Source organism: Taklimakanibacter deserti, from assembly GCA_003574785.1.
The window spans coordinates 270,235-291,925 of the sequence record QORU01000007.1; the positions used below are offsets into that span (position 1 = coordinate 270,235).

Sequence of the window (21,691 nt, forward strand, 5' to 3'; positions counted from 1 at the left end):
CGGAATAATGCCCTATCGTCAAACCTGCTAGACACGCTTGCCGAAGACCGGCCGGCCATCGGTATAGGGCGAGCGCGGCCGCGGCGCCGCGGCCATTGCAACCGACCGGTTGATCGCGCCGACGGGTGCTGCCGCGGTGCTGTAGCCGGCCTGGCGGCGCATGGTCTCGATGTCGTCGGCGACGTTGAAGCCGTGGGCGGGATCGGGGCCATAGTCATTGGTGCCGTCGGTGCCCCTGAGCAGGCCCAGTTCGATGAGCTGCCAGATCCCGCCGACGATCGGGATGAAGGCGATCAGGATCCACCAGGCCGACTTGTTGCGATCATGATAGCGCTTGGCCATGACAGCGAGCGCCATCCACAGCACGATCGGCGCGAGGATGATGGGGACGACAAGAAGCAGGATGTTCTCGTTGCGCTGTCCGGTGAGGAGGCACATCCAGGACAGAGCCGCCAGAGCGATCTGGACGAAATAACCCAGCCAATACTGCCCCCGGCCGATGCGGCCGCCGAAGCTGAAAAGCAGTGCAAGCATGTTCATCATCAACCCCTTCGCCTAGAGGAGGCCACCCTACCAACCCGCCTTTAAAACTGACGTAAAGCGATAGGCGAGATTTCGCCTAAGCGCGTAATAATTGATTAGCCAATATCGCCGTTCCAGGTCCGATCAGGGCGGCCACCGGGGGCGATTGACAATATTCCCCATAGGACGAAAATGGCTGCTCTCGTACGCCCCTGCATCACATCACGGCAAGGAGGCTCCGATGACGATCGCAAGCAAACTCCGACAATATCTCGATAACGAAGGCGTTCACTATGACGTGACGAGCCATCCGCGCACTGCAACCACCAGCGAGTCGGCTGAGGCGGCGCATATTCCCGGCGGCTGGATGGCCAAATCGGTCGTGGTTCACCACGAGCTCGGCTATGTCGTCGCCGTAGTGCCCAGCACCCACCGGGTGGAACTGGGCACGCTGCAGGAGCTCCTCGACCGGCGACTGGGGCTCGCGACCGAAGGCGAGGTCGCAACCCTCTTCAACGACTGCGAGACCGGTGCCATCCCGCCCATCGGCGCCGCCTATGGCGTGCCCGTGGTTCTCGACGAAAGCCTCGGCGATGCGCCGCATCTTTTTTTCGAAGGCGGCGATCACAAGAGCCTCGTGCATGTCAGCGCCGATGCCTTCCGGGTCCTGACCAAGGATGCCCGCCGGGCCCGGTTCAGTCATCACGCCTGATGGATTCAGTCGCGCAGCAGCTCGTTGATCGCGGTCTTTGAGCGCGTCTTCTCATCGACCCGCTTGACGATCACCGCGCAATAGAGGCTCGGTCCCGGCTCGCCATTGGGCGAGTTGGGCAAAGGCTTGCCCGGCAGGCTGCCCGAGACGACCACCGAATAGGGCGGCACCTTGCCCATGAAGATCTCGCCCGTGGCGCGGTCGACGATCTTGGTCGACTGGCCGATATAGACGCCCATGCCGAGCACCGAGCCTTCGCCGACGATGCAGCCTTCGACCACTTCCGAGCGCGCCCCGATGAAGCAATTGTCCTCGATGATGGTGGGGCCGGCCTGCATCGGCTCGAGCACGCCGCCTATGCCGACGCCGCCCGAGAGATGCACATTCTTGCCGATCTGGGCGCAGGAGCCGACCGTCGCCCAGGTGTCGACCATCGTGCCCTGGTCGACATGGGCGCCGAGATTGACGAAGGACGGCATCAGCACGACGCCGGGAGCGATATAGGCGGACCGGCGGACGACGGCGCCCGGCACGGCTCTAAAGCCCGCCTTGCGGAACTCAGTGGCGGTCCAGCCGTCGAACTTGGAGGGCACCTTGTCCCACCATTTGGCCTTGCCCGGGGCGCCACCGATGAGCGCCATGTCATTGAGGCGGAAGGACAGCAGCACCGCCTTCTTGAGCCATTGATTGACGACCCATGCGCCGTCCTTCTTCTCGGCAACCCGCGCTTTGCCCTGGTCGAGCAGAAGCAGGACCTGGTCGACCGACTTGCGCACCGGGCCCTTGGTCTTGGGCGTGATCTTGTCGCGGCCTTCCCAGGCGGTTTCGATGATGGATTCGAGATCGGCCATGGCTATCTCCCCTAAAGCGGGCGCAAAATTAGCGGTCCCCAGCGTGAAGTCAATTGCGCTCGACGGCAAGTCGCGCCAGGAAAGCGGCAAGATCGTCGGTCACATGGTGCACATGCTTCGCGCCTGCCCCGCCGTGAAGCTCGTTCAGATGCTGGGCGTCCTTGTTGTCGGGCGAGGTCACGAGGACGGTGGTCATGCCGAGCTCATGCGGCGCTTCGAGATTGCGGGCGATGTCCTCGAACATCGCCGAGCGGGTGGGATCGATGTGGGTCTGGGCGATGAACTTGCGGTAGGGGCCTATGGCAGGCTTGGGGATATAGTCGGAATGGACGATGTCGAAGATATCGCCGAAATGATGGGTGACGCCGATGCGCGCCAGCACCTTCTGCGCGTGGGCGACGGTGCCGTTGGTGAAGATCAGCTTGCGGCCGGGAAGCGCGTGCAGCGCCTCGTCGAGCGCCTGGTTGGGAGGGACCGGCGAATGGTCGATGTCATGCACGTAATCGAGGAAATCGTCCGGCACGATCTGATGCTCGCTCATCAGGCCGCGCAAGGTCGTGCCGTATTTGTAGAAATAGGCCTTCTGGATGCGCCGCGCCTCGGCCGCGTCGATGCCGAGGAGGTTCGACACGAAGGCGCCGATCTTCACGTCGATCTGATCGAACAACCGGCAGCTCGCCGGATAGAGCGTGTTGTCCAGATCGAAGATCCAGGTGTCGATATGGGTGAAGCCTCGAGGGTATTTGTCGGTCAAGTTGCTGCTTCCTCCCTCCTGCTCTCTCCCTCCGGCGCTTCCCCTTCTCCCGTTGCGTAGCAATGGGAGAAGGTGCCCGACAGGGCGGATGAGGGCTCTTCTGAAGCAGCGACAGGTTTCAGGCAAAGAGCCCTCACCCGGCCTTCGGCCACCCTCTCCCATCCTGCGGACGGGAGAGGGGGAAAGATTGGAGAGGGCGCGCGCTTCATCACATGCCCGAGCGCGAGACGCGGGTGCCGACGCCATGCGGGGTGAAGAGCTCGAGCAGCACGCTGTGCGGCACGCGGCCATCGAGGATGATGACGCCCTCGACGCCCGATTCGACCACCGAGACGCAGCTTTCGATCTTGGGGATCATGCCGCCGGTGATGGTGCCCTCGGCGATGAGCTCAGGGATTCCCGACAACGTCAATTCGTGGATGAGCTCCTTGTTCTTGTCGAGGACGCCCGCGACATCGGTGAGGAGCAGCAAGCGCTTGGCCTGGAGCGCTGTCGCGATGGCGCCCGCCGCCGTGTCGGCATTCACATTGTAGCTCTCGCCGTCCATGCCGACGCCCACGGGGGCGATCACCGGGATGGCGTCGCTCTTGATGATCGTCAAGAGGATGTCGGTGTTGACCCGATGCGGCTCGCCGACATAGCCGAAATCGATCTTCTCGGTCTTTCCTGTCTCGGCATTCACCTTGGTCTTGGTGAAGCGCTCGGCGATGAGCAGGTTGCCGTCCTTGCCGGAGATGCCGACGGCGCGCCCGCCCGCCGCCTGGATGAGACCGACGATCGACTTGTTGATCGAGCCGGCCAGCACCATCTCGACGACTTCCATCGTGTCCTTGTCGGTGACGCGCAGGCCCTCGCGGAATTCCGACTTGACCTGGAGCTTGTCGAGCAGGCGGTTGATCTGCGGGCCGCCGCCATGCACCACCACCGGATGGATGCCGCACAGTTTCAGCATCACCATGTCGCGGGCGAATTTGCGCGCCAGCTCGGCATCGACCATGGCATGGCCGCCATATTTCACCACCACGACCTGATCGTCATAGCGCTGCAGGAACGGCAGGGCCTCGGAGAGGATGCGGGCGGTTTCGGAAGTTGAGATTTCGGACATGGCTGCAAGAGTCCCGGCTTAAAATCGCAAGCGCTTATACTTCAATTGTGGGCGCTCACAAGACCTGCGATCTCGGCGCGCAGTTCCTTGAAGCCGCGCCCCGACACGCTCGAGGTCAGGTGGATCTCGGGATAGGCGGCGGGTCGCTTCCTGGCGACGGCGCGGGTCTTCTCCAGGACGGCGGCCTCCTCGGGGCCCGAAATCTTGTCGGCCTTGGTGAGCACGAGCTGATAGGTGACGGCACTCTCGTCGAGAAGCTGGAACATCTCCTCATCGGCCTTGGTGACGCCGTGGCGGCTGTCGATGAGAACGAAGACGCGGGTGAGGCCGGGTCTGCCGCGGAGATAGGTCTTGAGCAGCCCCTGCCACTTCCTGACCTCGGCCTTCGGCGCCTTGGCATAGCCATATCCCGGCATGTCGACCAGCATCAGCCGGCCGGCGCCAATATCGAAGAAATTGAGCTCGCGGGTGCGGCCCGGCGTGTTGGAGGCGCGCGCCAGGTCCTTGTGCCCGACGAGCGCATTGATGAGCGAGGATTTGCCGGCATTGGAGCGCCCGGCAAAGGCGATCTCGGTGCCCTTGACCGCCGGGAGCTGCTCGATCGCGGCCACGCCCATGACGAAAGAGGCAGGCCCCGCGAAGAGTAGCCTGCCTCGTTCAATTTGCTCAGCGGTCCACTCCGCCGTCACCCGGTCCCCGTGCTGCTCTTGCGCTTGAGGAAGGGCAGGCTGTCGCGGACATTGCCGAAGAAGTTCACCTCCACGCCCTGGCGCTTCATGATGTAGGACTGCTGCAGGATGGAGAGGAAGTTGTTCCACGCCCAGTAGATCACGAGGCCGGCCGGGAAGGAGCCCAGCATGAAGGTGAAGATGACCGGCATCCAGTTGAAGAGCTGAGCCTGGACCGGATCGGGCGGCGTCGGGTTGAGGCGCATCTGCAGCCACATGGTGATGCCCATGATGATCGGCCAGACGCCGAGCATCATGTAGTGGCCGAAGACCGGCACCGTCGAGGGATCCCAGGGGATGAGGCCGAACAAGTTGAAGATGGTCGTGGGATCGTGCGCCGACAGGTCCCTGATCCAGCCGAAGAACGGCGCGTGGCGCATCTCGATGGTGACATAGATCACTTTGTAGAGCGCGAAGAACACCGGGATGGCGATGAGGATGGGCAGACAGCCCGACAAAGGCGAGACCTTCTCGCGCTTGTAGAGCGCCATCATCTCCTGCTGCTGCTTCATCCGGTCGTCGGGATGCGCCGCCTTGATCTTCTCCATCTCGGGCTGCAGCTTCTTCATCTTGCTCATCGACTCGTAGGACTTGTTCTGCAGCGGGAAGAACAGGAGCTTGACGATGACGGTGACGATGAGAATGGCGACGCCGAAATTGCCGACGAAGGACTTGATGAATTCGAGCAGCCAGAAGAGCGGCTTGGTCAGGAACCAGAACCAGCCCCAGTCGATCATCAGATCGAAATGCGGGATGCCGAACTTCTCGCCGATGGCGTTGATGATCTGCACCACCTTGGCGCCGGTGAAAAGGCGGTCCTGATAGGAGCCGATGCCGCCCGGCGGAACGGTGATGGCGGTCTTGCCGAGATAATCGGTCTGATAGATGTCGCCGCCGTCCTGCGAGATGTGCTTGAAGGTCGTCGAAAGGCTTGTCGCCTGATCGGGAATGAGCGCCGTGGCCCAATATTTGTCGGTGAAGCCGAGCCAGCCGCCCGTCGTATCGGTCGCGATTTGCTTCTGGTCGTCCTTCAGATCCGAATAATGGACCTCATGCAGCTTGCCGTCGAAGACGCCGATCAGGCCCTCGAACAGCACATAGATGCCGTCGACCTTGGGCGTGCCCTGGCGCTGAATGCGGGCATAGGGAAAGAGCGAGACCGGCGCTTGAGTCTTGTTGGTGACGTCCTGCTTGACGCTGAAGAGATAGTCGAAATCGACCGAGATGGTACGGGTGAAGAGGAGGCCCTCGCCATTGTCCCAGGTGAGGGTCACCGGCTTGCCAGGGCTCAGCACGGCATCGGGCGGCGCCTGCCATTCGGTCTTGGGGTCGGGGAGCTTGGCGGTGGTCCCCGCCGCCGCAACGAAGCCCTGCTCGGCGAAATAGCCGCCGACGGACCCTGAGGGATTGAGCAGCGCGATCTCGGGGCTCTTGGGGTCGACCGTCTCGCGATAGTTCTTGAGGTGGATGTCGTCGAACTGGGCGCCGACGAGATTGAGCGTGCCGTCGATCACCGGCGTCTCGATCCTGATGCGCTTGCTCGAGGCGAGCGCCTGATCGCGTGTAAGGGTAGCCTGCTGCGTGGTGCCCGGCACGGTGGCGCCCGGCTGGGCCTGCGGATTGGTTGCTCCCTGGCCCCCACTCGTTGTCGTCTGCGACTGAGTCTGGGTCTCGATCTTCTTCTGCGTCGGCACGGCATAGAAATATTGCCAGCCGAAAATGATCGCCATGGAGAGGACGATCGCCAGAATGAAGTTCTTGCTGTCATGCTGCATAGGCAGTTCCGTTCACCGGTCGGTGGTGTGCAGCCTTTTCAAGGCTGTCCGAATGTCATTTTGAAGGCTCGAAAACGGCCGATCGAGGCCGGAGGCCCTGCCGATCAGCACGTAATCATGGCCCGTCTCCACAAGCTCAGGCAATGTCAGGCGCGCGGCCTCGCGCAGTCGCCGCTTGATGCGGTTGCGCGTCACGGCGCCGCCCAGCTTCTTCGTCACTGTGAAGCCCGCCCGCGCCGGCTTGCCATCCTTGCGGTCGCGCATCTGCACGACAACGCCCTTGGCGGCAAAGGACTTCGCTTGCGCGGCGGCGAGAAAATCCTGCCGCTTCAGCATGCGATCGATCGTCGCTGCGGGGCTCAATGCCCCTGTCCGCTTAAGCGGACAGCCGCTTGCGGCCTTGCGACCGGCGGCGCGCAATCACCTTGCGGCCCCCCGTGGTCGCCATGCGGGCGCGAAAACCATGGCGGCGCTTGCGGACAAGCTTAGAGGGTTGAAAAGTGCGCTTCACAATCGTTCTCCGTCTCAGGCCCTCATGTCTGGCGCTCGATCCAAGAGCCGGGCAGCCGGCCCGGAGAGCGCCCCAGAGAGCAATTTCACTCGCTTCAGGAATGGCGCGGCATATATGGCGAAAAGACGAGCAAAGTCAACTTTGCAAGGATTTGCCGCGCAGACCGAACATCGAGGAATATAATACCAATCTCGCGGAAAACAGACCTACAATGTATTATGATGCAGTGCAGCAAAATACAGGGATTTACAGGGATTATCAGGGAATTTTCGCGAAAAAGAGTGCGACTCAATCATATCAATAGCTTGAGCCTCTCACAGGCCCGCGAGCAGCGAATTTCGCCGCCGGAAAGCCGGGAAGAGCGTGCCCGGAATATCTTCCTCGCCACGCGAACCCGGCGTCGCGATTTTCCACGGTTTGGCCCACAAAGCCAAGCGGAAAATGGTGGGCGTCAACGACAAGCAGCGGTTCCACTTTATTCGCGCATCGCCCGGATGATAGGGTGCCGCCCGCATGACGGAATTGGCCCAGAAGCCGCCCGCGACCAGCCCGAGCCACCGGCACGGGCTGTCGGGCAAGCTTTTGCTGCTCACCCTCCTCTTCGTGATGCTGGGCGAAATCCTGATCTTCCTGCCCTCGATCGCCAATTTCCGCCTCAACTGGCTGAAGAACCGGGTGGCGCAGGCCGAGATCGCGGCCCTTGCCGTCGAGGCGGCCCCCGACCAGATGCTGTCCGAGGACTTGAAGAGCGAGCTCCTGGCCGGCGCCGGCGTCCTCGTCGTCTCGCTGAAGAAAGGCGATTCCCGCCAGCTGATCCTCAGGAGCGACAGCTATGACATGATCGACGACAGCTTCGATTTGCGCGGGACGCGCACCATCCCGGCGATCTTCGATGCCTTCAAATCGCTCATCGCCGGCAATGGCCGCGTCATCGGCGTCACCGACGTGCCGCCCAACAGCTCGGGCGAGATCATCGACGTGGCGCTGGAGGAAGCGCCGCTTCGGGCCGCCATGCTGCGCTATGCGCTCAACATCTTCCTTCTGTCACTGTTCCTCTCGGCCCTCGTCGCCGGCCTCGTCTTCCTCGCCCTGAACCAGGTGCTGGTCAAGCCGATGCGCCAGCTCTCCGCCAACATGCAGGCCTTCGGCTCGGCGCCCGAAAATCCCGACCGCATCATCGCGCCTTCCGACCGCCAGGACGAGATCGGCATCGCCGAACGCGAATTGCGCGCCATGCAGATCGAGCTCACCTCGCTCCTCAACCAGAGAAGCCATCTCGCGGCCCTCGGCCTCGCGGTCAGCAAGGTGAGCCATGATCTGCGCAACATGCTGTCCTCGGCGCATCTCATTTCCGACCGCCTGTCGATGGTGAACGATCCGACGGTGCAGAAATTCGCGCCCAAGCTCATCGCCTCGCTCGACCGGGCGATCACGCTCTGCGCGCAGACGCTGAAATATGGCCGCGCCGAGGAGCCGCAGCCCAGGCGCGACAAGTTCATCCTGACGCTGCTCGTCGACGAGGTGATCGAGAGCATCGCGGTCGAGGCCTCGAGCCGGATCGTGCTCTACAACAACGTGCCGCAGAACCTCTCCATCGACGCCGACCGCGACCAGCTGTTCCGTATCCTGACCAATCTGGTGCGCAACGCGGCGGAGGCGCTCGAGCAGCGCGAGGCGGAGAACCCTGAGCTCAAGGAAGGCGCCATCACGCTGAAGGCCTGGCGCGAAGGCACTGTCGTCAGCGTGAGCGTCACCGACAACGGTCCCGGCATCCCCGAGCACCTGCATGGGCGATTGTTCGAGGCGTTCCAGAGCGCCGCCAAGCCCGGCGGCACCGGCCTCGGTCTCACCATCGCGGCCGACCTGGTGCGCGCCCATGGCGGGCAATTGTGGCTCTCCTCGACCGGCCCCGAGGGCACATGCTTCATGATGACGCTGCCCGACCGCATCAGCGAATTGCGCCAGGGCAAGCGCGGCGAGCGCAGGTCCGCCCTCGATGCCTAAACCGGATCTGGTCAAGCCCGGCCCGCGCAATCTCTTGAGCGACGTGGCGGGGATCAAGGTCGGCAATGCCGAGAACTGGCTGGCGCTGACCGGCGCCACCGTCATCCTGCCGGACGAGCCCGTGGTGGCGGCGATCGAGATCGGCGGCGGCGCCCCCGGCGGGCGCGAGACGGCGGTGCTCGAGCCCGCCAACCTGGTCGAGCATGTGCATGCGGTGGTGCTGTCGGGCGGCTCGGTCTTCGGCCTCGAGGCGGCCTCGAGCGTCGTCATCGATCTCGCGAAGAAGGGTGTAGGCTTCACCTTCGGCACGCAGCCGGTGCCCTGCCCGGTCGTGCCCGCGGCCATTCTGTTCGACATCATGAATGGCGGCGCCAAATGGCCGGATGACGAGCCGCCCTATCGCGATCTGGGTCACGCGGCGCTCAAGGCGGCGAAAGCGGAATTCGAGATCGGCAACAGGGGAGCGGGCCTCGGCGCCATCGCCGGCCGTCTCAAGGGCGGGCTCGGCAGCGCCTCCTCGCGCTGGCGCGATTTCACCGTCGGCGCCTTGGTCGCGGTCAATTCGGTCGGGTCCTGCGTCATTCCCGGCACGGGGCGTCTGTGGGCGCAGGATTTCGCTTTTGGCGATGAGATGGGCCCGGCGCAGGAGCGTGAGCGCGCCAATATCGCGGCACCGCCGCTCCAGGACAGCAAGTTCGATCCGAAGCCGCAGCAGAACACGACGATCGCGGTGGTGGCGACAGATGCGAGCCTGTCGCGCATCGAGGCGCGGCGCTTCGCCATCATGGCCAGGGACGGCATGGCGCGCGCCATCCGTCCGGCGCACACGCCCTTCGACGGCGACACGGTCTTCGCGCTGGCGACCGGCAAGGAGAAGCTGCCGGAGCAAAGGTCGCTGGCGCTGACCGCGCTCGGCAGCATCGCCGCCGACACGCTGTCGCGCGCCATCGGGCGGGCTCTGTGGAGCGCGGAAAGTGCCGGCGGGTTCTTGAGCTATCGCGAGACGTTCCGGCTTTGAAACAGACAAACATGAGCCGACTGTATAGCCCTCACCCTGAGGTGGCCGCCGGAGGGCAGAGCTATTCGCATATGTATATCCCGTGGAATGCCGTGCCAGGTTTCCCCTTCTCCCGCTTGCGGGAGAAGGTGGCCGAAGGCCGGATGAGGGTGTTCTTTCCGCATATCCGGCGTTCTTCGTGAGGCCCAAAAAGTGCAATGACACTTCTTCCTAGCTCATTCTTGAGAAGCTGTCGCAAGCTTAACCAACACCCTCATCCGCCCTATCGGGCACCTTCTCCCGCAAGCGGGAGAAGGGGAATGATGGAGAGTGATACCGCTTCCAAGCGACTCACAAATTCCATATGTGATAGCCCGATGCCGCACCTCAGCATGAGGATTGTAATTTGACATCCAGCATCGCACCACGAGGAAGTCGATGAACGCCACAAGACGCATCATTTGTCTGAGCATCGCCTTGGTGCTGGGGTTCCTTCTTGCCTTTATGGAACGATCCTCTGCCATTGCCCAGGAGACGGCCGCCGATGCGGCGGGTGACAGCGGCGTCTTGATCGAGAATGTGCGTCTGTTTACCGGATCCGACGAGTTGTCGCCGCCATCGAATGTCCTTGTCCGCGGCAATCTCATAACCGACATCTCCCGCGACCCGATCGCGCTCGACCATATCGTCAATCTTGTTTCCATCGACGGCGGCGGCCGCACACTGATGCCGGGCCTCATCGACGCGCATTGGCACGCCATGTTCGTGCGGCTGAGGCCGGTTGAACTCATCACGGGAGATGCCGGCTATACCAATCTGGCGGCGGGCGTCGAAGCCACGGCGACGCTGATGCGTGGCTTCACCACTGTCCGCGATATGGGCGGCCCGACCTTCGCGCTCAAACTGGCGATCGACAGGGGTCTTGTCGTGGGTCCACGCCTCTATCCCTCGGGCGCCATGATCACCATCACCAGCGGTCATGGCGACTTTCGTCAGCTTTCCGACCTGCCCAGAACCATCGGCGGCCCTCTGACCCGCATGGAGCTGCTCGGCGGCAGCATGATCGCGGACAGCCCGGATGAGGTCCGGATGCGCGTGCGCGAGCAACTCATGCAGGGCGCGACGCAGATCAAGCTCACGGCGGGTGGCGGCGTGTCTTCACCCTTCAGTCCGCTGGACGTATCCACCTTCACCGAAGCCGAGCTGCGCGCGGCAGTCGAGGCTGCGGAGAATTGGGGTACGTATGTGGCGGTTCACGCCTATACGCCGGCTGCGATCCAGCGGTCGATCGCCGCCGGTGTCAAATGCATCGAGCACGCTCACTTGATGGATGAGGCGACCGCCAGGCTGATGGCGGAGAAGGGAATATGGCTGAGCACCCAGCCGTTCCTGGACGACCAGGATTCCAACCCGCAGCCGGCCGGTTCGCCGGAACGGGCGAAGCAGCTCCAGGTCGCTGCGGGCACGGACAGGGTCTATGCGCTGGCGAAGAAATATGACCTCAAAACAGCATTTGGAACGGACATCCTGTTTTCCGAGGCGTTGGCCAGGCGCCAAGGTGCAAGACTGACCAAGCTGACCCGTTGGTACAGCGCTGCTGAACTGTTGAAACAGGCGACGCAGGCCAATGGCGAACTGCTCAAGTTGTCCGGCCTGCGCGATCCCTATCCGGGCAGGCTCGGCGTCATCGAGAAGGGAGCCCTGGCCGACCTCCTGCTGGTCGACGGCAATCCGCTGGCGAACATCGATCTGATCGCCGACCCCGACAAGAATTTCCTCGTGATCATGAAGGACGGGAAGATCTACAAAAATAATCTCCGCAAATAGACGCCCGCCGTGTCGATGTTTCCCGACGAGCCATCATGAGCGACACTCTTCACAGCCCATTGACGGAAGTCGCTTCCGATCTCGCTTTTCCGGAAGGGCCGGTGATGCTGCCCGATGGCGGGCTGATCGTGGTGGAGATCGCCAAGGCCTGCGTGACGCACATCGACAAAACCGGCCGCAAGACGATCATCGCCAGACCGGGCGGCGGACCCAATGGCGCGGCCTTCGGCCCGGACGGCCATCTCTATATCTGCAACAATGGCGGCTTCGCCTGGAAGACGGTCGAGGGCCGGCTGGTGCCGGCGGGCAGCCCGCAGGACTATAGCGGCGGGCGGATCGAGCGTATCGACATCGCGACCGGCAAGGTCGAGGTGCTTTATGCGAGCTGCGACGGGCGCATGCTGAAAGGCCCGAACGACCTCGTCTTCGACGCCCAAGGCGGCTTCTACTTCACCGATCACGGCAAGAGGCGGCCGCGCGACGTCGATCTGGGCGGTCTCTATTATGCCAAGACCGACGGCAGCCTGATCCGCGAACTGGTGCAGCCGATGATCATGCCGAACGGCGTCGGCCTCTCGCCCGATGAGCGCACCGTCTATGTCGCCGAGACGCGCACCGGCCATTTATGGGGCTTCGATGTCGCTGCACCGGGCGTCATCCGCAAGGCACCGCCGCATGAGAATGGCGGCCGGCATCTCGCAGGGCCACCCGGCTTCACGTCGTTCGATTCGCTCGCGGTGGAGCGCGACGGCAATGTCTGCGTGGCCTCGCTGACGCTGGGCGGCATCAATGTCGTGGCGCCCGATGGCGCCTTCGTCGAGTTCATCGCCCTGCCCGATCCCTTTTGCACCAATATCTGCTTCGGCGGACCGGAGCTCATGACCGCCTATGTCACGCTGTCGAGCACCGGGCGGGTGGTGAGCCTGCCCTGGCCACGCCCGGGCCTCCGGCTCAATTTCGATCCGTGCGGCGGCTGACCCGAATACGGATACGGCGAAAGGCGCTATCCGCCATCGGCAATTCCGTGCACGCTGTCATGAGAAGGACGAGGAGGGAAAAATGGCTGTAGATCATGATTTCCTGAGCGTGACGGAAACGACCGTCCCGATCATTCATCCACCGGGCGGCGGCAAGGTCGTCGGCGTGCTCGGCAACCAGAGTACCTTCAAGGTTTTGAGCGAAGAGACGGGCGGCGCTTATGCCATACTGGAGCAGAAGATTCCCGCCGGTCACGGGCCGCCCTTGCATGTTCACCGGCATGAGACGGAGATCTTCTATATCCTCGAAGGACAATTCGAGGTGACCCTTGGCGATCAAAAGATACAAGCGGCGGCGGGCGCGATCGTGGTCGCCCCGCGCGATATTCCGCACACTTTTCGCAATGTCGGGCCGGATGAGGGGCGGCTGTTGCTGACGGTCATTCCCGGCCGCTTTGCCGACTACTTCATCGAAGTGGATGGCGTTGCCGACAAGGATCGCGCGGCCATCCGGGCGCTCGTCGCGAAGTACGATGTCGAGATCCTGGACTGATATCGACGGCGCGCGGCGTTAATGGCGAAGGAGGTACAGCATGGATCGTGACGAAACCGAGATCCGCGAGCTGATCGCCCGCTGGGCCAAGGCCGTGCATCAAGGCGACATGGCGGGCGTGCTCGCCGATCATACGGAGGACATCGTGATGTTCGACGTGCCGCCGCCCAATGAGGTGCGCGGCAAGGACGCCTATCGCGAGACCTGGCCGCCGTTCTTCAAATACCAGCTGCAAGGCGCCCTGTTCGAGATCGTCTCGCTCGACGTCACCGCGGGGGCGGACGTCGCCTTCGCGCATGCGCTTCTCAAATGCGGGATGCCGGAAGAGCTCGCCAAGGACCCCGGCAGCCGCCTCAGGCTCACCATCGGCCTGCGCAAGGAGGGCGGCCGCTGGAAGGTGGCGCATGAGCACCATTCCTTCCCACTGGAGCAGACCGGGTGAGGCGGCGGGGCCCGCCCGCCCTACCTCGGATCGCGGGCCGGACCAAAAAACACCGGTGGACGCTCGATTTAGGGACAAATTCGCAGGCTCGGGCGCGGGCAAAAAGCGTGGCTTGCCTTTATGGGAAAGCCGTATTACAGAGGCGCCCGCGGACGGCCCAGCCGTCTCCAGATCCCAATGCGCGCCCGTAGCTCAGCTGGATAGAGCACCAGACTACGAATCTGGGGGTCAGAGGTTCGAATCCTTTCGGGCGCGCCATTTTAGCCATAAATTTCAATGAGTTGCTTCAGCACACCTTTGCTGGTTGGCCATGAGACCTTAGTGGGTCGCCACGACCTCCAACGAACGCGGTTAAGCAAATCATTGTTGGTATTGACTCAAAGACGCATTCTGAGACTCGCTCAGCAACTTAAAAATGTCCTCCGGCACCTTTCCCTTGAACTTGGAGAAGCAAGTTGCAATACGCACATCTTCGTTGGCACAGTGCGAACCGGCACCGCAAATAGCATTCGGCAACTTATCGTTGTCTCTGACACACTCGATCTCAAATTGACCTCTTCCAAGATCCTTTCGAGTGGCTGGCGAACTCCATGTATTGCGTATGTTAATTTTTTCGCCGCTGGCTTTAATCAAGAACGCAAATCCGTCACGGGCGTAACAGAAGTTTGCGAGAAGGGGTGCTACTGGGAATCGACCCGTAAGAACTATGTCGGTCTCATCGTTGGCAACAGTACCGTTTTTAGGTGGTTCCATACCTTCCTCAATGCAGCGACCCGCGGCCCGGCCTTTCCCGAATCTAAACGTGGGAAGTTCGAAATTTTTCTCGATGACGAGATCTGGCGGCACAGCAAGTGTCGTCGTTTCAAGTGGACCATTTGCTGATTTCCGAAATTCAAACTGTATAGTCGATCCGCCTTTTCGCGCACTCTCGTTTCTTGAACAGGTGAAATCAATACCCTTTGGTCCTACTTCAACACCCTTGGCAGGCGAACAATCGTCTCCTCCGAAAACTTTCGCAGAAACAAGTGTGATCGAGCCGGGAGTGTTGGTAAACTCAAAATTCCTCACCTTGACATTGACACGGTCAGCCGTGAAGTCCTTGATAAATGCATGCGTGCCAGCAAAGCACCCGCTCAAAGAGGATTGAACGTCCTCGGGCAATTCTCGCGCCGCGACTTCTTGAATACTCTTGTTAGAAAACTGAAATTCCTTCGCATTGCATAGACTGCCTATATTTTTTGAACTCGACGAGCCGGAAATTCCAAAGATTCCGTAGATGCTAACACCGAGCGACGAACTGCCAGACTTACGCCATTGGGAGCAAAAGCGTTCCTTGGTAAGCAGTTGGATGTCAGTTCTGTCGGTCTCGGTTGTCTTGGTAGCTAGGGCATCAACAAATGCTGCATCGCATATGCCTTCGGCAAATGACTGCGAACCGCTTACTGCCAAGGCAACGAATGCGCTCAACGCAAGCAGTCCGTGTCTGACCAAACACTTCGTCTGAAAGCTCAGCATGACTTGCTCCTTACGTTGCGGCAAGACTGTACTGAAAATCCAAAATGCTGGCAACCATAAACAAGCACACGTCTCTCAAGACCCGGGGTCTGCCCGCAGGTTGCGCGATTGCCCGTGAGGACACTGCGCAAAGTTAATGCCACCACACCTTGACTTGTCTCACGGCTCTCCCGTCATTTGGCACTTCTATGAGGGAGTGATGGCTCTGGAGATTTCGGTGACACCCATTAGCCGGCCGCTGTCAAGAGGACGGGTTATTTTTGACGACGTCGATCGCCGATCGCCGTTACCTTGCCAGCCGAAAACCTTCTTTAGCCATCAAACTGAAGCAGGATAGCAGGCATCTGCGGGGTGTCTTTTGATATCGTGCTTGCCACTGGGTAGTGCACAGCGGGCCAGATCGTTTCACTGCGAGAATTTCTGATTTTGGCCTGACTCGGAAATCCGCCGTCCGGCGCTCGATGATGGCTTTGCGGGTCAGAACGTTTGGAGGCCCGGGGCCGGAAAAGCTCAAGCACAGTCCTTCTACCGGGACCCACATCGTGCAATTTCAATGACATAGGAGTTCTCATCTTTATCCTGCACGGTGCGCCACTCCACGAGTGTCAATTGCCACGATAAATGACCTTTGGGTCACTATCTAACCCTGAAGGGCCGGACAGATACCGGAGTGCAGGCTCGGCCTTCAGCTATCGACGTCGGGCGGCCGGTCATGCCGCAACGCACTTGTCGATCCTGATAGCGGATACGGCCTTCTGACACGATGCCGGCCGTGTGACTGCCGCACCCACGGTGGAAGAGACAGCCTGCGGGTGGTGACCATGCGCTTGGAAACCGCTAGCCTCCGCGCTCAACCTCTTGCGGAGCTAAGATGAAGCTCAAACTACTGATCGACACGTCGGTGTGGCTGGATCTCACGAAAGACCCGCGCCACCTGCCGTTGCTGGACGCGCTATTCGCGATGACGGAGGCGGGCGAAGTTGAACTGATCCTGCCGCAGATGATCCTCAATGAGTTCGCCCGCAATCGGGACCGGGTAATGGCATCCAGCCGCGCCAGCCTGTCGAGTCACTTCAAACGGGTAAAGGACGCAATTGTGCAGTTCGCACCGGAGGACGGTCGGAACGAAGTTCTCAAGCAGCTGAACGAGATTGATCATCGCATCGCCACTGGCGGCGAGGCCGTGAATGAGGCGGTTGGCCTGATCGAGAAGTTGTTCACAACGACCAAACCGATCCCCATCAGCGAGAGCGTAAAGGCCCGTGCGGCGGATCGCGCCATCGCCAAGGTCGCCCCGTTCCATCGGCAGATGAACGGCATCGGCGACGCGATAATCATTGAGACATACATCGACGCATTCGCGGAGCGGGAGGGCGACGACGTGCTCGCGTTCGTCACGCACAACATCCACGACTTCAGTGAGAAGGGGGCCGACACGCGCTTACCGCACCCGGACCTCGCGATCCTCTTCGATGGGGTGCACTCGCGCTACTCAACCAACCTTGGCGCGCTCCTGAATGAGTACGCCAGCGACCTAATCGAGGAGATCACCTATGACCGGGAATACAGCCAAGAGTCTCGGGCGCTGTCCGAACTGCTCGAAGCCGAGCACAAGTTGACGACACAGATTTGGTACGGCCGCAAGTGGGGCATCATCGCTGCCGTCGAGAGCGGTAAAGAGAAGCGGGTTCCAAGGGAGGTCTGGGAGGCTGGAACGCAGGAAGAGCGGCGGAGCATGATCGTGGACGAGATATGGGACGGTATGATCGCCGCCATGAAGTCCGCCGAATCGCGGTACCCCGACGAACTAGGCCCGTGGACCGATTTCGAGTGGGGAATGCTCAGCGGCAAGCTGTCCGCTATTCGTTGGGTGCTCGGCGACGAGTGGGACATGCTAGACACTTGAGCCATTTGTAACCGACAATCCCCAACCTCCAGAAGGCAGGATGGCTGGTGTCAGAACTGAGCGGCTTTGACACGTAGGGTACGGCGGCGCTCGACCATGTCGACCCCAGTCCGCGTCTCACCTTCAAGCGACATCAATTTGTGCACCGAAACTTTCTGTCACCGAAACTTTCGCGCGCCACTTCTGTCACTGCGTACTCTACGGCTCAAACCATCCATCCGGGCCCGGCCAGGCGTTGAGAATAAGCCCGGCTTTGGTCTTGAGGAATTCAGGAGCGTTAGTGCTAGCCATGAGGACCACGCCATAGGGTACGGCCAGCAGCGAGACAGAACGCCAGCATTGGCGAGTGAGTTCGTCAATCACGGCGGCCGCCGGCGTGGGCTCAAGTGGCCAGAGATGCGAATTGGCAAGGTCGAGATAAACCAAGGCGTCAAGGGTAGTGATACTCGCCGGCGCGTAGTGCCGGGCTTTTCCGGCCAAGGCATTGGCTACCATCTTAGTGACTTGGTCGAGGGAGATGGCGGCCGACGGTATGTAGGGGTCCTTCACGTCGGATACGGTCCGAGCGGCTTGATACCGCAGTTCACGCTCGACCCATTCTTTCGCACGGAGGCGGTCGCCCACGATGTCCCTGATCTGGAATCGGGCATCACCAAACAGGACATCTACCGGCTCGTCGTTGCTGGAAGCGATCTCGTCCTCGGTGAACGGAATGCCAAGGCAGCGTAGATAGGCGCGCACAACCATCCGCTCCCGCTTCGGCTTCATCGGATTCGAGAATAGGGTCCGTGTTTCCGCGGCATGGGTGCGAAGCGAGGCAAGATAGGCTTCGTCGTTCGAGGACATGACCCTGATGTAGTAGGGTGACCATTGGTTCGCAAGCCTGAGGATTCGGCGGGAAAGGACGGCATGTTCGGCCCCGCGTAAAGCTCGCGGGATTCGGTGATGTGCACTTAACTGAAAGGGCGAGCCGTAAACATTAATTTTGTCAGCTACAATTCTATGCACCGATACTTAAGGGCCGTTTACCCAGACGGAAGCAGTGAGGACCACTCTCGCCATAACGTGGTTTGCATCGTCGGCCAAGTCTATTTGCTGGCGCGCTTTATGTCACCCAAGACCTTGAGTACGGCGGCAGGCTTGCCGATATTGGGGAAGCGACTAACAATTCGGTCCGCAATCCTTTTCAATGCGCCATGCGCCTTCAGATCGACCGCCGTTAGCCGGAGTTCGGCAAGAGCTCGACTAAACTTCATCCATTTGTTTGGACTTCGGGCGGGCCAATGCAAATTTGACACCCGAAAGCTCGGTGCCGTTGCCCATCGTGAAGGAGAGTCGGCGGCCATCAAGCTCGATTCTAATGGATAACCATTCGTGCGCTGGAATTTGCATGGTGTCGAGATGACCAGGGAAGCGCGCCCAAGCGGTCCACTCCCCATTATGCAGTAACCTCATCATCTCGCCCTTCAATCGCGAATAAGCCGCATTCACTAGCCTCTCTCTGCGATCCGCTTCCCGCATTATGACGTTGAGCGCTTCCAATACTACAAACCATTCCTTTTCCTGTGATCTGGGAGGAGGCTTTTTCTTCCTGTGTTCGAGAGCGGCAATTATAGCCCTAGTATTTTCTTTCTTGGCGCGCGCTGCGGCTAGAGCAATACCAAGGCAGCGACCCCGTAGGTGCGCCTTGCACATCTCGATTAGCGTGAACCGATTGTTCTCTTCGGCATTCTTCACTGTCTGCTCCTGTTCATTAGGGACGCGGAGACAATGTGGCGCAGCTCGGGAACCGCGGCAAATCGGATCAATCTTGATTCATCCTGATTTACACGGGCGGGGATCGAGCGATAACTCGCTTTCATAGTTTCGCCAGTCGTTTTATGCACTGTCACCGAAATTAACGAAATTCAAAGGCCTCGATGACCGACACTTTCTTTGTCGATTCAAGCGCCTCACAGGCCAAAGAAAGCGCGAGGCCTGGTCGGGCGCGTTTGACCAGGCCATGGCGATCGTGCGGGCAATGTCGTCGCGCTCGGCGGCTCGCAGCAGAGCGGCCGTCGAACGCAGGTCTTTAATAAGGCTTCGCCCCGTTCGTGTTTTAACGGTCGAGACCCCAAATGTCCGGATTTCGTGCGAAGTACTCGAACAGCATTTCGATGAGGACCCGGACTTTCCGTGTGGGGTGCTTACCCGGCGGCCGGACGACATACGCGCCTGCCGAAGGCGGAGGATAGCGTGTCATCACCGGGACGAGCGCGCCGGAGGCCACATATTCGTGTGTGATGCAATCGGGGAGCCAGGCGATGCCGAGTCCTGCCGCTGCGGCAGCGGCCAGCGCCGTAGCGTTGTCGGCCTTGAACCTGCCCTGCGGCTGAACCGTGACGATCTTGTCGCCATCCATGAACTGCCAGGCTTCCGTTCCTTGCATGAGGGCCTGATGGTTGACGAGCTGCTCTACCGTCTCAGGTGAACCGTGCGCCTTGATGTAATCCGGACTTGCGACAAGCTTTCCATAGATCGGCCCGACGCGCTTCGCGATCAGGTTGGAGTCCTGAAGGTAACCAACCCGGATCGCGCAATCGAAACCTTCGGCGATCAGATCGACGAAGCGATCGCTGTAGGAAGTATGGATGTGGAGCTGCGGGTGGTGTTGCGCCATTTCCGCAAGCACGGGGGCGAAGTGGGTCGGGCCGAAAGAAAGCGGCATGGCAACCCTCAGGCGGCCGCGCAGCTCACCGGTCGGAAGGATCGTTTCCCTGGCCGTATCGATCTCGGCGCTGGCTCGGGCCGCATGGTCTCTGAACGTGATCCCCGCTTCTGTGAGCGCGGCGCCGCGGGTCGTTCGTGCAAGAAGCTGGACACCAAGCTCCGCTTCGACCCGACCGAGCCGCCGACTGACGCTTGACTTGGAGACGCCGAGTCGGCGCGCGGCGGCCGATACGCCCCCGGCATCGGCCACTGCGACGAATGTCTGTAGATCTTCGATATCCATTCGGCGTTCCTCGTTTCGCGACACAGCTTGCCTGACTATGGCACTACCGCATCAATAAAAGGAACAGCAAATTGCGTCCAGGCAATGTCGCCCGCTGGCGCATGTCTCCCGTGAACCCATTGCCGTCCATAGCGGCAGAGAGAAAGGAAGTCTTGATGACCCCTCGTAACGGCCTCGATTCGCTTCTTCGCCCCGAAGATTCGGTCCTCGTTCTGATCGACCATCAGCCCTATCAGCTCGCAAACCTGAACAGCCACGATCCGCACATGGTGATCAACAACACGACCGCGCTGGCGAAGCTGGCAAAAGCCTTCAATGTTCCGACCATTCTCACCAGCGTGATCGCGGCGCGCGGTGGACTTCTCTTCAAGCAGATCACCGACGTATTTCCGGACCAGGAAGTCATCGATCGCACCTGGGTGAACACCTGGCAGGACGAGAATGTGGTGAACGTCGTCAAGGCGACCGGCCGCAAGCAGCTGATCATCGCCGGCCTGTGGACCGAGGTCTGCGTCGCAATGCCTGTCATCCAGGCCGCCGGCGAAGGCTGGGACGTGACCGTGATCACCGACGCGTCGGGCGGGATTTCGAAGGAGTCTCACGAAGTTGCCATCCAGCGAATGATCGCGGCCGGCGCGAACGTGATGACCGTGATGGCGCTCGCTGGCGAATGGCAACGCGATTGGGCGCGCACCGAGCATGTCGAGGAGTTGACCGAGATTCTCATCCAGCACTTCGGCGGCAGCGGCATCGCGTATCTTTGGGAGCAGCAGCTTCTCAACACGCCTGTGCCGAGCAAAGGCTGATCCGGGCCGGGATGGCGAGCATTTCGGTGAGGGTCGGAATCGGTCCGTTTGCCGGCCCTCGCCATCCTCGCCCTTCTGATTTTCTGTGACAGGATTTTCTGTCCATTTCGGTGACAGTGCATTTAACTGGCGAGCGATAACTTGCTTCATAGGTTTCGCCAGTCGTGGTAGTTTGTGCACTGTCACCGAAATTCAAAATCATCCGTCAACCTCGACAAGAGAATTGAAGACCAGCGATGCGCTGAGGAGCGGACGCCAGTGCAGAACCTCAGAATTTGCCTCCGCGAGCAGCCGCCACGAAGGCCAATGTGAAGAGCAGATGCACAATCAGAAATAGCTTGGCGATGTCCCGCGCTTCGCCGCTGGCGACGCCCCAGATATCGTTCGCCGCGACGGCGCCGAAACCGACGATGTTCGCGAGCATGACGTTGCGGAGCGTGGAGGGCTCGGCATTTCTCGACAGCCAGTTAAGCACGGCGATGCCGAGAAACGGTCCGCCGAGAAGCCGCAGCAGCGCAAGCAGTTCGGGTGCAGCATCCGTCGGCACGGCGCCCCGGCCGAACTGTATCGGAAAGGACATCAGCGCCAGGCCGACAAGGGCCAGGTAAAGCGCAGACAAGGTAAGTGTCAGTTTCGTCACGGCGTCTCCCCGCTGTTCGGAATGAACCAGTCCCTGGACGGCTATGTCGACCCGGCGGCACCTGCACCTTGCCG

The 21,691-nt window shown here is 61.0% G+C and carries 22 protein-coding genes and 1 tRNA gene; 10 read left to right on the forward strand and 13 right to left on the reverse strand.

Annotated elements, in window-relative coordinates:
- Nucleotides 1–27: 27 nt before the first annotated feature.
- Nucleotides 28–534: a DUF805 domain-containing protein gene (locus DS839_RS16670; RefSeq protein WP_162918597.1), complete on the reverse strand. Its 507-nt coding sequence runs from the start codon at nt 532–534 to the stop codon at nt 28–30.
- Nucleotides 535–763: 229 nt separating this feature from the next.
- Here DS839_RS16670 and DS839_RS16675 point away from each other — a divergent pair, with 229 nt between their 5' ends.
- Nucleotides 764–1,234: an aminoacyl-tRNA deacylase gene (locus DS839_RS16675; RefSeq protein ID WP_119271572.1), complete on the forward strand. Its 471-nt coding sequence runs from the start codon at nt 764–766 to the stop codon at nt 1,232–1,234.
- A gap of 5 nt (nt 1,235–1,239) precedes the next feature.
- Here DS839_RS16675 and dapD read toward each other — a convergent pair whose 3' ends face one another.
- From dapD to rpmH, 7 genes are all read right to left on the reverse strand, one after another.
- Nucleotides 1,240–2,085: a 2,3,4,5-tetrahydropyridine-2,6-dicarboxylate N-succinyltransferase gene (gene dapD, locus DS839_RS16680; protein ID WP_119271573.1), complete on the reverse strand. Its 846-nt coding sequence runs from the start codon at nt 2,083–2,085 to the stop codon at nt 1,240–1,242.
- A gap of 49 nt (nt 2,086–2,134) precedes the next feature.
- Nucleotides 2,135–2,839, reverse strand: a complete 705-nt coding sequence (locus DS839_RS16685) for a pyrimidine 5'-nucleotidase (RefSeq protein ID WP_368911689.1) — start codon at nt 2,837–2,839, stop codon at nt 2,135–2,137.
- Nucleotides 2,840–3,047: 208 nt separating this feature from the next.
- The gene (gene argB, locus DS839_RS16690) at nt 3,048–3,944 is read right to left on the reverse strand and encodes an acetylglutamate kinase (protein ID WP_119271575.1); all 897 of its coding nucleotides are present in this window, start codon (nt 3,942–3,944) and stop codon (nt 3,048–3,050) included.
- Between the two features lie 41 nt (nt 3,945–3,985).
- Nucleotides 3,986–4,561: a ribosome biogenesis GTP-binding protein YihA/YsxC gene (gene yihA, locus DS839_RS16695; protein WP_368911690.1), complete on the reverse strand. Its 576-nt coding sequence runs from the start codon at nt 4,559–4,561 to the stop codon at nt 3,986–3,988.
- A 68-nt stretch (nt 4,562–4,629) separates the two neighbouring features.
- Complete coding sequence (gene yidC / locus DS839_RS16700) at nt 4,630–6,447, reverse strand: membrane protein insertase YidC (protein WP_119271577.1); 1,818 nt, start codon at nt 6,445–6,447, stop codon at nt 4,630–4,632.
- A 12-nt stretch (nt 6,448–6,459) separates the two neighbouring features.
- Nucleotides 6,460–6,810, reverse strand: a complete 351-nt coding sequence (gene rnpA / locus DS839_RS16705) for a ribonuclease P protein component (RefSeq protein WP_368911691.1) — start codon at nt 6,808–6,810, stop codon at nt 6,460–6,462.
- A 13-nt stretch (nt 6,811–6,823) separates the two neighbouring features.
- On the reverse strand, nt 6,824–6,958 hold the full coding sequence (rpmH, locus tag DS839_RS16710; RefSeq protein WP_119271578.1) for a 50S ribosomal protein L34: 135 nt from the start codon (nt 6,956–6,958) through the stop codon (nt 6,824–6,826).
- Nucleotides 6,959–7,471: 513 nt separating this feature from the next.
- Here rpmH and DS839_RS16720 point away from each other — a divergent pair.
- From DS839_RS16720 to DS839_RS16750, 7 genes are all read left to right on the forward strand, one after another.
- On the forward strand, nt 7,472–8,962 hold the full coding sequence (locus tag DS839_RS16720; protein ID WP_119271580.1) for a sensor histidine kinase: 1,491 nt from the start codon (nt 7,472–7,474) through the stop codon (nt 8,960–8,962).
- Complete coding sequence (locus DS839_RS16725) at nt 8,955–9,980, forward strand: P1 family peptidase (protein WP_119271581.1); 1,026 nt, start codon at nt 8,955–8,957, stop codon at nt 9,978–9,980. Before DS839_RS16720 ends, DS839_RS16725 begins: the two co-directional genes overlap by 8 nt.
- Before the next feature lie 417 nt (nt 9,981–10,397).
- Nucleotides 10,398–11,786: a metal-dependent hydrolase family protein gene (locus DS839_RS16730; RefSeq protein WP_119271582.1), complete on the forward strand. Its 1,389-nt coding sequence runs from the start codon at nt 10,398–10,400 to the stop codon at nt 11,784–11,786.
- Between the two features lie 35 nt (nt 11,787–11,821).
- Nucleotides 11,822–12,763 (forward strand): SMP-30/gluconolactonase/LRE family protein, encoded by a 942-nt coding sequence (locus DS839_RS16735; protein WP_119271583.1) that lies wholly within the window; start codon nt 11,822–11,824, stop codon nt 12,761–12,763.
- A gap of 82 nt (nt 12,764–12,845) precedes the next feature.
- Nucleotides 12,846–13,316 carry a cupin domain-containing protein gene (locus DS839_RS16740; protein ID WP_119271584.1) on the forward strand — a complete coding sequence of 157 codons (471 nt, stop codon included), beginning with the start codon at nt 12,846–12,848 and terminating at the stop codon, nt 13,314–13,316.
- A gap of 40 nt (nt 13,317–13,356) precedes the next feature.
- Nucleotides 13,357–13,758, forward strand: a complete 402-nt coding sequence (locus DS839_RS16745) for a YybH family protein (RefSeq protein WP_119271585.1) — start codon at nt 13,357–13,359, stop codon at nt 13,756–13,758.
- A 181-nt stretch (nt 13,759–13,939) separates the two neighbouring features.
- Nucleotides 13,940–14,016: transfer RNA gene (locus tag DS839_RS16750), tRNA-Arg, on the forward strand.
- Between the two features lie 102 nt (nt 14,017–14,118).
- Here the strand turns inward: DS839_RS16750 and DS839_RS36525 are convergent.
- Complete coding sequence (locus tag DS839_RS36525) at nt 14,119–15,273, reverse strand: hypothetical protein (protein WP_162918598.1); 1,155 nt, start codon at nt 15,271–15,273, stop codon at nt 14,119–14,121.
- 871 nt (nt 15,274–16,144) lie between these two features.
- On the opposite strand from DS839_RS36525, the gene DS839_RS16755 reads away from it, so the two are divergent.
- Complete coding sequence (locus DS839_RS16755) at nt 16,145–17,179, forward strand: PIN domain-containing protein (protein WP_119271586.1); 1,035 nt, start codon at nt 16,145–16,147, stop codon at nt 17,177–17,179.
- 198 nt (nt 17,180–17,377) lie between these two features.
- Here DS839_RS16755 and DS839_RS16760 read toward each other — a convergent pair whose 3' ends face one another.
- The 3 genes from DS839_RS16760 to DS839_RS16770 all read right to left on the reverse strand — a co-directional run bounded on the left by DS839_RS16760 (nt 17,378) and on the right by DS839_RS16770 (nt 20,171).
- Nucleotides 17,378–18,025: a DUF1780 domain-containing protein gene (locus tag DS839_RS16760; protein WP_119271587.1), complete on the reverse strand. Its 648-nt coding sequence runs from the start codon at nt 18,023–18,025 to the stop codon at nt 17,378–17,380.
- A 399-nt stretch (nt 18,026–18,424) separates the two neighbouring features.
- Complete coding sequence (locus DS839_RS16765) at nt 18,425–18,916, reverse strand: hypothetical protein (RefSeq protein WP_119271588.1); 492 nt, start codon at nt 18,914–18,916, stop codon at nt 18,425–18,427.
- Between the two features lie 361 nt (nt 18,917–19,277).
- Entirely contained in the window at nt 19,278–20,171 is an 894-nt protein-coding gene (locus tag DS839_RS16770) for a LysR family transcriptional regulator (protein WP_119271589.1), read from the reverse strand.
- A gap of 155 nt (nt 20,172–20,326) precedes the next feature.
- Between DS839_RS16770 and DS839_RS16775 the strand changes: the two genes are divergently transcribed.
- Complete coding sequence (locus DS839_RS16775; RefSeq protein ID WP_119271590.1) at nt 20,327–20,977, forward strand: hydrolase; 651 nt, start codon at nt 20,327–20,329, stop codon at nt 20,975–20,977.
- Nucleotides 20,978–21,245: 268 nt separating this feature from the next.
- Here DS839_RS16775 and DS839_RS16780 read toward each other — a convergent pair whose 3' ends face one another.
- On the reverse strand, nt 21,246–21,617 hold the full coding sequence (locus DS839_RS16780; RefSeq protein ID WP_162918599.1) for a hypothetical protein: 372 nt from the start codon (nt 21,615–21,617) through the stop codon (nt 21,246–21,248).
- Nucleotides 21,618–21,691: the final 74 nt, after the last annotated feature.

Bases quoted from the DNA above. Each gene is read 5' to 3' on its own strand.
- DS839_RS16725 (WP_119271581.1), top strand. From the start codon at position 8,955: ATGCCTAAACCGGATCTGGTCAAGCCCGGCCCGCGCAATCTCTTGAGC.
- DS839_RS16770 (WP_119271589.1), bottom strand. From the start codon at position 20,171: ATGGATATCGAAGATCTACAGACATTCGTCGCAGTGGCCGATGCCGGG.
- dapD (WP_119271573.1), bottom strand. From the start codon at position 2,085: ATGGCCGATCTCGAATCCATCATCGAAACCGCCTGGGAAGGCCGCGAC.
- DS839_RS16760 (WP_119271587.1), bottom strand. From the start codon at position 18,025: ATGTCCTCGAACGACGAAGCCTATCTTGCCTCGCTTCGCACCCATGCC.
- yihA (WP_368911690.1), bottom strand. From the start codon at position 4,561: ATGGGCGTGGCCGCGATCGAGCAGCTCCCGGCGGTCAAGGGCACCGAG.
- DS839_RS16670 (WP_162918597.1), bottom strand. From the start codon at position 534: ATGCTTGCACTGCTTTTCAGCTTCGGCGGCCGCATCGGCCGGGGGCAG.
- DS839_RS16775 (WP_119271590.1), top strand. From the start codon at position 20,327: ATGACCCCTCGTAACGGCCTCGATTCGCTTCTTCGCCCCGAAGATTCG.
- DS839_RS16720 (WP_119271580.1), top strand. From the start codon at position 7,472: ATGACGGAATTGGCCCAGAAGCCGCCCGCGACCAGCCCGAGCCACCGG.
- yidC (WP_119271577.1), bottom strand. From the start codon at position 6,447: ATGCAGCATGACAGCAAGAACTTCATTCTGGCGATCGTCCTCTCCATG.
- DS839_RS16675 (WP_119271572.1), top strand. From the start codon at position 764: ATGACGATCGCAAGCAAACTCCGACAATATCTCGATAACGAAGGCGTT.
- DS839_RS36525 (WP_162918598.1), bottom strand. From the start codon at position 15,273: ATGCTGAGCTTTCAGACGAAGTGTTTGGTCAGACACGGACTGCTTGCG.
- DS839_RS16730 (WP_119271582.1), top strand. From the start codon at position 10,398: ATGAACGCCACAAGACGCATCATTTGTCTGAGCATCGCCTTGGTGCTG.
- DS839_RS16740 (WP_119271584.1), top strand. From the start codon at position 12,846: ATGGCTGTAGATCATGATTTCCTGAGCGTGACGGAAACGACCGTCCCG.
- DS839_RS16745 (WP_119271585.1), top strand. From the start codon at position 13,357: ATGGATCGTGACGAAACCGAGATCCGCGAGCTGATCGCCCGCTGGGCC.
- DS839_RS16735 (WP_119271583.1), top strand. From the start codon at position 11,822: ATGAGCGACACTCTTCACAGCCCATTGACGGAAGTCGCTTCCGATCTC.
- argB (WP_119271575.1), bottom strand. From the start codon at position 3,944: ATGTCCGAAATCTCAACTTCCGAAACCGCCCGCATCCTCTCCGAGGCC.
- DS839_RS16755 (WP_119271586.1), top strand. From the start codon at position 16,145: ATGAAGCTCAAACTACTGATCGACACGTCGGTGTGGCTGGATCTCACG.